The sequence below is a fragment of the Streptomyces sp. NPDC054786 genome (genome assembly GCF_053611685.1).
The window spans coordinates 38,752-46,469 of record NZ_JBSHAW010000015.1 but is presented as its reverse complement, the minus strand read 5'-3'; the positions used below and the strand labels follow the sequence as shown (position 1 = coordinate 46,469).

Sequence of the window (7,718 nt, the reverse complement as noted above, 5' to 3'; positions counted from 1 at the left end):
TTTTTATAATACACAGGGACATTGGCTGGACGAACACAAACTTTCCACTGGGGGGTGGGTATACACAATCTTAATGGAGCGGCAATGGTGGTGGTGGGGGGCGACCCCGCCCCGGCCGCGGGGGGGGGGGGGGCTCGCCCTGCTCGGGATTGCTCCGCTCAGTCGTCCAGATGCTTCACCCAGCGGCTCCACTGCGGCTCGGGCGCGTAGCCCGCCGCGCGCCACGCATGCTGCGCCAGTTCATTGCGGTCCAGCACCATCGCGTCGCCGCGCCGGCCGCCCAGCGCCCGGAACCGCTCCTCGGCGGCCGTCAGCAGCGCCCCGCCGATGCCCTGCCTGCGGTGCCCGGGATGTACGGCCAGCCGGTAGAGATGGCAGCGCCAGCCGTCGAAGCCGGCGATCACCGTGCCCACCAGCTCGCCATGCCGCTCGGCCAGCAGCAGCGACTCGGGATCGCGGGCCACCAGCCGCGCCACGCCGTCGGTGTCATCGCTGATGCTGGTGCCTTCAGCGGCACCCTTCCAAAAGGCGAGGACGGCATCGAGATCGGCCGGTGTCGCGGCCCGGACCTGGAAATCACTCATGACCGGATCCCATCACCGGGCCGAACGCCGTGTCGAACCCTTTGCGCGATGCGGACCCCGCGGGCGGGCCATGGCCGCGGCCCGTCGGCTCCTCCGGCACCGGCGCTATCGGCCCGGTCCGCCCTTGCGCCGATCGCCCTGGGGCCGGGCGCGCATGCGCTGCGTCAGATACCCGGCGACGGCGACCACGAGCAGCAGGACGACGGTGCCGAGGGTGAACGTCTCGAAGGTGAGCCGGGAGACGCCCCAGGTCGCCCGGAAGTCGTACGGGATCCCGAAGAGCGGCTCCAGGGTGCCGGGAAACAGCGCCACCCACGACCCGAGCAGGATCCAGGCGTAGACGAGCAGCGTGGCGACGGTGAAGCCGCGGGCGCCGAACGGGACCCGGTAGGGCCGGGGCACCTCGCGGTGGCGCAGCCGCAGCGCCAGCAGTGCGGGGACCACGGCGAGATAGGACAGCAGCAGTGTGGTGATCGCGACGGCCAGCACCACGCCGAAGATGGCCGACGCGTCCCCGTTCGCCAGGTTCATCGCGGCGACCATGAAGACGGTGGCGGCGACACCGGAGAGCAGATTCATCCGCACCGGTGTGCCCAGCCGCGGATGGAAGACGCCCAGGTACGGGCTGAAGAACCCGCCGTCGGCGGCCACCATGGCCTGCATCCGGTCGGCGACGATCATCCAGGCGCTGCCCTGGGTCAGCAGCGCCACCACGAACAACACGGCGACACAGGTCAGCAGCGGCTCGCGCCAGCTCCCGTAGATCCCGAAGACCAGCCGGGCGGCATCCATGAAGCCGCCGACGCCGGTGACCCGGCCGGCCGGTGCCGCGGAGAGAATGGCCAGCACCGGCAGCAGATAGCAGCAGGTGGCGATGGCTCCCGACACCCCGATCGCGACCGGTACATCGCGCTGCGGGTCCAGCATCTCGTCCCCCGCCGCGTTGGGCGCCTCGAACCCGACGAAGGCGAAGAGCAACACCGGCACCAGCGCCAGAAACCCGGCTCCGGTGGGGGAGAGGCCGGCGCCTTCCAGACCGCGGAAGCCGTGCCGGATCCCGTACGCCACCGCCGTCCCGGTGAAGAAGGCCAGCGCCAGGACCTTGGCCCCGGCGCCGGCCGTGGTGATCCATTTGCCGCGGCGCAGCGAGACCACCGCGGTGAGAATGGCCGCCCAGATGAAGACCAGCTTGAACGCGTGGTCCGCCACCGTGCCCGAGCCGAGCGGGAAGACGAAGCCGTCCCATGCCTGCGCGGCCACGAAGACCAGGGAACCGCCCAGCCAGACGGGATTGGTGACCCAATAGAACATGGTGGTCAGCGCGGCAGCCAGCCGGCCGAAGGCCACCTCCACCCAGACATAGGGCCCGCCTTCCTGCGGGAACGCGGCTCCGGTCTCGGCGAAGACCAGGGCGTAGGGCAGCAGAAACGCCACCGCGATCACGGCGATCCAGGTGACGGCCTCACCCCCGCCGGCCGCGATCTGCCCGATCACATCGAACGAGATCACTGCGGCGACGCCCATCGCCATGATGTCGAAGCGCCGCAGACTGCGCTGCAGATGCGGGACGGGGGCTGGGACGGACACTGCGTGGTCCTCCTGAGGGCCGAGCGGTCGTGACCGGTCCGGTCGCTCGCCGATCCCGCCGGTGGGCCCCGGTCTCACGACGGATCACATCGTGCGCCATCCGCTTCGGTGACGGTGGCAGCGGCACGCGGGGTGTCGTGGCCGGCGGTTCGGCTCGGCCGTCAGCTCCCGGCCTGCCGGGAGGACTTCCCGCCGGCCCGCCTCTCCGGCACCCCGCCGCCGACGGCCGCCCGCGAAGTCCCGTCGCATGACCGGAGGTTGCCCCGCGCCGCCTCGGCCGTCGCCGCGCCCGCCCCGCCGCTGACTTCGGCGACAAGTAAAAACCCGGCCCGCGGGGCGCCGCCCGACCGGTGACCGCACTGCGCGGCATCCGGGCGGGCGGCGCCGTGTGCGCGGCCGGGTGGCGATGGCGCCCGCCTCGATGGCGATGGCGATGGCGATGGCCGCCGCCCCGGTGGCCATGGCACCCGCCCGGTGACCACGGCATCCGCCCGGTCCTCTCGTCCCCGACCGCGGATCCTCGGGATCCTCGGGTACGCCGCCGGTCAGCGGCAGCCCCCCGTCGCGGTCCCTGCGTTCCCGGCCGGCGCTTGCCGCTGCTAGCGGATGCGCGCTAGCTTGGAGGGGTGGCGAAGACACAGCTGAACGTCCGCGTGGATGAGGCCACCGCCGAAGCGGCGCGGGAGCGCGCCCTGCAGCGGGGAGTGAGCATGAACCGCTATATCGAGGAGCTCGTCCTCAAGGACGCCGGCGAGGTCGGCCAGACCTTCGTCGAGGCCGCCTCCGACTTCATGAAGCAGTACGAACGTGTTTTCGCCGAGGAATTCGGCCTGGAACCGGGCGGTGCCGAAGGCGCCGCGACCGCCACCCACCACGAAGGACTGCCGGGCACCACGTGACGCTGCGCATCGACCTCGCCTGGCTCCTCCTCATCGCCGAACAGCACACACCCGGAGACCCTGAGGTCACCGACTGGGGTGCCCTGGTGGCCGCCGTCAGCCGCCATGAAGCCGAGATATTCGGCGTGCTGGTCTACACCGACCCCCAGGACCGTGCCGCCTCACTCCTTCAACTGCTGCTCCAGGTACCGGCGTTGGAGTGCTCGAATGCCATGTTCGCGACCGCCGTCGCCTATGGCTATCTCGTCGCCAGCGGACTGAAGATCACCATCTCTCCCGAGCAGGTCCGCGATCTCGCCCGCCTCGTCAAGGAGGGCACGGCCGACGTCCGCACCATCGCGGACGAACTGCGCACCTGGACGGTGTGACGCCGGGCCAGGACGGTGTGACGGCAGCAGGACAGGACAGGTCAGCCGGCCGGCCGCCGTGCCGCGCCCAGCACCACCGGTGATGCCGGCAGCGTCGGCCCGCGCTCCGGCACCTTCAGCCGGCGCACCCGCAGCACCTCGAACCCGGCCGTCCGGATCTCGCCCAGCGGATCCCGGCCGGTGTGACAGCCGCCCATCAGCAACGGCCAGACCGTCCGGTCCAGCGTCCACTGCACCGCCGCCAGCCCCCGCCCCGCGGCCCGTTCGTGCTCAAAGAACCGCAGCTCACCGCCCGGACGCAGCACCCGCCGCAGCTCCACCAGCGCCCGCTGCACCTCGCGCACGGAACACAGCACCAGCGACGCCACCGCCGTGTCGAACGCCTCACTCTTGACCGGCAGGGCCTCCGCCACTCCGGGCACCAGATCCACCGGCACCTCCGCATGCGCCGCCGCCGATCTGGCCGCCTCCCGGAGCGTGGGCTCCGGCTCGATCGCCACCACTTCCGAGACCGTGCCCGGATAGTGCGCAAAATTCAGCCCGGTCCCCGCGCCGACCTCGATCACCCGGCCGCCGGCGCCCGTCAGCAGCTCCTTCCGGAGCGCGCTCACCCCCGCCCGCGCGTCCGCGGCCGGACCGCAGCAGCTGGCGTAGAAGCGGGCGAACACCGGGTGATGGACGCTGCCTTGCGGAACTCTCCTGCGCTGCCACATGACGGACCTTTCGCCGACGGTGCCCGCTCCTGCTGTCAGTCTCCCCACTGGGCGGACCGGGACCCGTAAGGAGCTGCCTCATCCGCCGTTCGGAAATCCGTACGGGCCGACGGCCGCCGCGCGTCAGGAGGGAATACGGAACGCGCCCGACCCGCCGAGTACCGGCGCCAGCCAGTCCGGGGCCGCGGCGCGGAAGGCATGTGGCGGCAGCCCGCCGGAGCCCTCCGGGATCAGGCCGAGGAGCGGCGCACCCGCGGCTTCCGGGAGATCCGTGAGATTGCAGCGGGATGCCAGGTCGGGCTCGGCCGGCCAGCTGCCGACGACGACACCCGGGGAGTCGAGCCCGTACGAACGCAGCGCCAGCGCGGTCAGTGCGGTGGCGTTGAGGGTGCCCAGGCCCGCCTGGGCGACCACCAGGACGGGGGCGTCCGCCAGCCGCGCGGCGTCGGCGAGCGTATGGCCGTCGGCGTCGAAGCGGACCAGCAGCCCGCCCGCGCCCTCGACCAGGACCAGATCGTGCGAGGCGTCCAGTTTGGCGGCGGCCTCGGCGATCTCGTGGGGGAGCACCGGCGGCAGGCCGGCCCGCAGCGCGGCCGTCGACGGCGCCAATGGGTCGGGGAAGCGCGCGAGTTCGGCGGTGGTGACCGGGCCGGCCAGCCGTTCGACCTCCGCCGCATCGCCGGTCTCGTGTGCCGTGACACCGGTCTGGGCCGGCTTGAGTACGGCCACCGAACGCCCCCGGGCGAGCGCCGCAGCGGCGATCGCGGCCGTGGTCACGGTCTTGCCGATCTCCGTGCCCGTGCCCGTCACGAACAGCACCGACATGGTCTGCCTCCGACTCTGCGCGGCCGATCCCGCGCGGGATACGGCGAATGGTTCCTGGCTGTCCGGCTCGTGTATGAGCGGTCTCTGCGGAGGGGCGGCGGCGGCCGGCCGAGACGGACTCGACCGGCCGCCGCCGGTGCGTTCAGCCCTCGCGGGCCGCCGCGCACACGGCGGCGCAGATGCGCGCCACATCGTCGTCACCGGTGATGTACGGCGGCATGGTGTAGATCAGATCCCGGAACGGGCGCAGCCATACACCCTCCCGGACCGCCGCCCGGGTCGCGGCCGCCATGTCCACCTCGTGGTCGAGCTGGACGACACCGATCGCGCCGAGTACACGTACCTCGCGCACCCCGTCGATGCCCGCGGCCGGTGCCAGACCGTCCCGCAGCCCCGCCTCGATCCGCTTGACCTCCTGCCCCCAGTCCTGGGAGAGCAGCAGTGCGATCGAGGCATCGGCGACGGCGGCGGCCAGTGGATTGCCCATGAAGGTGGGGCCGTGCGCCAGCACCGGCAGCGCGCCGCGGGAGATGCCGTCCGCGACGGCCGTCGTGCACAGGGTCGCCGCCAGGGTCAGATAACCACCGGTCAACGCCTTGCCGAGACACATCACATCGGGTGCGACCCCCGCGTGCTCGGCGGCGAAGAGCGTGCCCGTCCGTCCGAAGCCGGTGGCGATCTCGTCGAGGACGAGCAGTACGCCGTGCTCATCGCAGGCCTCGCGCAGCACCCGCAGATACCCGGGGGAGTGGAACGACATCCCGCCCGCCCCCTGCACCACGGGCTCCACGATCACCGCCGCCAGCTCCTCGGCGTGCCGGCCGATGAGCTCACGCAGATGTGCCGCATACGCCTCGTCGGGATCGGCGTCGAAGCCGGCCGGCGGCGCGTCCGCGAAGATCTGCTGTGGCAGCACCCCCTGCCACAGCTCATGCATGCCGCCTTCCGGATCGCACACCGACATCGGCTGCCAGGTGTCGCCGTGATAGCCGCCCCGCCAGGTCAGCAGCCGCTGTTTGCGCGGCTTCCCGAGCGAGCGCCAGTACTGCAGGCACATCTTGACGGCGACCTCGACCGACACCGAACCGGAGTCGGCGAGGAAGACGTGCTGCAGCGGCTCCGGGCTGATGTCGACCAGCCGCTTCGCCAGCCGCACGGCGGGCTCATGGGTGAGCCCGCCGAACATCACATGACTCATCCGCTCCAGCTGGCCCCGCGCGGCGTCATTGAGCACCGGGTGGTTGTAGCCGTGCACCGCCGACCACCAGGAGGACATACCGTCCACCAACTCGTCCTGGCCCTCGACCGGTTCGGCCAGCCGGAGCCGGACGCCGGACGCCGACTCCACCAGCAGCGGTGCGATCCGGCCGGGCATCGGCCCGTACGGATGCCACACATGCTGCCGGTCGAGCGCGAGCAGTGCGTCGGGGGTGAGTGGCTCAGGCATTGGGCGGAAGGTCGGTACCGGCGCCGCGGCGGCGCACCGAGACCAGGTCGCGGCGGGTCTCGTCGGACGGTGCCGGGACGGTGACAGCCTCGGCCTCCGCGTCGTCGGCGACGGCTTCGGCGGCCACCTCGTCGCCGTCCTGCCTGCGGTGCTCGGGCAGTGTCGTGGTGTCCGTGCCCTCGACCTCGAAGCCGGCGTCCTCGATCATTGCGAGGTCGTCCTTGCCGGCCTGTCCCTCGCTGGTCAGATAGTCGCCGAGGAAGATGGAGTTGACCAGGTGCAGCGCGAGCGGCTGCATGCTGCGCAGATGCACCTCACGGCCGCCGGCCAGCCGTACCTCGACGTCCGGGCAGACGAACCGCACCATCGCCAGGATGCGCAGCGCGCGCTGCGGGGTGAGGTTCCATTCCTTGGCGAGCGGGGTGCCCTCGAAGGGGATCAGAAAGTTCACCGGTACGGAGTCCGGGTCCAGCTCGCGCAGCGCGAAGACCACATCGACGAGATCGGCGTCGCTCTCCCCCATACCGGCGATCAGCCCGGAGCAGGCGGACATGCCGGCCGCCTGGGCCTGCTGGACGGTGGAGACCCGGTCCGAGAAGTCGTGTGTGGTGCAGATGTCGCCATATGTGGCTTCCGAGGTGTTGAGGTTGTGGTTGTAGGCGTCGGCGCCCGCCGAGCGCAGCCGCCCGGCCTGGCCGTCGGAGAGCAGACCGAGGCAGGCGCACACCTCCACACCCTCGTTCTGCTCCTTGATGGCGGAGATGGTGTCCGAGACGCGGTCCACGTCCTTGTCCGTCGGGCCGCGGCCACTGGCCACCAGACAGACCCGCTTGGCGCCGCCGGCCACCCCGGCGGCGGCCGCCTTGGAGGCGTCGTCGGGCTTGAGCCAGGTGTACTTGAGGATCTCGGCCTTCGACCCCAGCCGCTGGGAGCAGTACGAGCAGTCCTCGGGGCACAGGCCCGACTTGAGGTTGACGAGATAGTTCAGTTTGACCCGCCGACCGAACCACTGGCGGCGGACCTTTCCGGCCGCGGCCACGACATCGAGCAATGCGTCATCGGAGGTGGCCAGTACGGCCAGCGCCTCTTCACGGGTCGGCAACTCGCGCCGCAGTCCCTTGTCCACCAGTGTGTTCAGCAGGTCCATGGCGTTGATCCTGACGTACGCCACCGTCCCCGGCCAAGGAGGATTCCCACAACGAGCCGCGATCGAGGTGTGTGTATCGCCACACCGTGGGCGCACGGAACGACCGCTAACGTCTATCGACAGCCCACAATCGAGGCCGACAGACGAA

8 protein-coding genes are annotated in these 7,718 nt (G+C 71.3%); 2 read left to right on the top strand and 6 right to left on the bottom strand.

The window, feature by feature from the left end; all coding sequences use genetic code 11:
- Window positions 1-158: 158 nt before the first annotated feature.
- Both ACWGI6_RS14775 and ACWGI6_RS14770 read right to left on the bottom strand, forming a co-directional pair.
- Window positions 159-584, bottom strand: a complete 426-nt coding sequence (locus ACWGI6_RS14775; protein ID WP_453267851.1) for a GNAT family N-acetyltransferase — start codon at window positions 582-584, stop codon at window positions 159-161.
- 105 nt (window positions 585-689) lie between these two features.
- Window positions 690-2,171: an APC family permease gene (locus ACWGI6_RS14770; protein ID WP_453267850.1), complete on the bottom strand. Its 1,482-nt coding sequence runs from the start codon at window positions 2,169-2,171 to the stop codon at window positions 690-692.
- A gap of 626 nt (window positions 2,172-2,797) precedes the next feature.
- Between ACWGI6_RS14770 and ACWGI6_RS14765 the strand changes: the two genes are divergently transcribed.
- Window positions 2,798-3,070, top strand: a complete 273-nt coding sequence (locus ACWGI6_RS14765) for a toxin-antitoxin system HicB family antitoxin (protein WP_453267849.1) — start codon at window positions 2,798-2,800, stop codon at window positions 3,068-3,070.
- Window positions 3,067-3,438, top strand: a complete 372-nt coding sequence (locus ACWGI6_RS14760) for a fic family toxin-antitoxin system, toxin component (RefSeq protein WP_453267848.1) — start codon at window positions 3,067-3,069, stop codon at window positions 3,436-3,438. Before ACWGI6_RS14765 ends, ACWGI6_RS14760 begins: the two co-directional genes overlap by 4 nt.
- Before the next feature lie 41 nt (window positions 3,439-3,479).
- Here ACWGI6_RS14760 and ACWGI6_RS14755 read toward each other — a convergent pair whose 3' ends face one another.
- The 4 genes from ACWGI6_RS14755 to bioB form a co-directional block, all read right to left on the bottom strand.
- Window positions 3,480-4,151 (bottom strand): class I SAM-dependent methyltransferase, encoded by a 672-nt coding sequence (locus tag ACWGI6_RS14755; protein WP_453267847.1) that lies wholly within the window; start codon window positions 4,149-4,151, stop codon window positions 3,480-3,482.
- 123 nt (window positions 4,152-4,274) lie between these two features.
- Window positions 4,275-4,976, bottom strand: coding sequence for a dethiobiotin synthase (gene bioD / locus ACWGI6_RS14750; RefSeq protein ID WP_453267846.1), 702 nt, complete (start codon window positions 4,974-4,976; stop codon window positions 4,275-4,277).
- A gap of 142 nt (window positions 4,977-5,118) precedes the next feature.
- Window positions 5,119-6,423 (bottom strand): adenosylmethionine--8-amino-7-oxononanoate transaminase, encoded by a 1,305-nt coding sequence (locus ACWGI6_RS14745; RefSeq protein WP_453267845.1) that lies wholly within the window; start codon window positions 6,421-6,423, stop codon window positions 5,119-5,121.
- Window positions 6,416-7,570, bottom strand: coding sequence for a biotin synthase BioB (gene bioB, locus ACWGI6_RS14740; RefSeq protein WP_453267844.1), 1,155 nt, complete (start codon window positions 7,568-7,570; stop codon window positions 6,416-6,418). Before bioB ends, ACWGI6_RS14745 begins: the two co-directional genes overlap by 8 nt.
- Window positions 7,571-7,718: the final 148 nt, after the last annotated feature.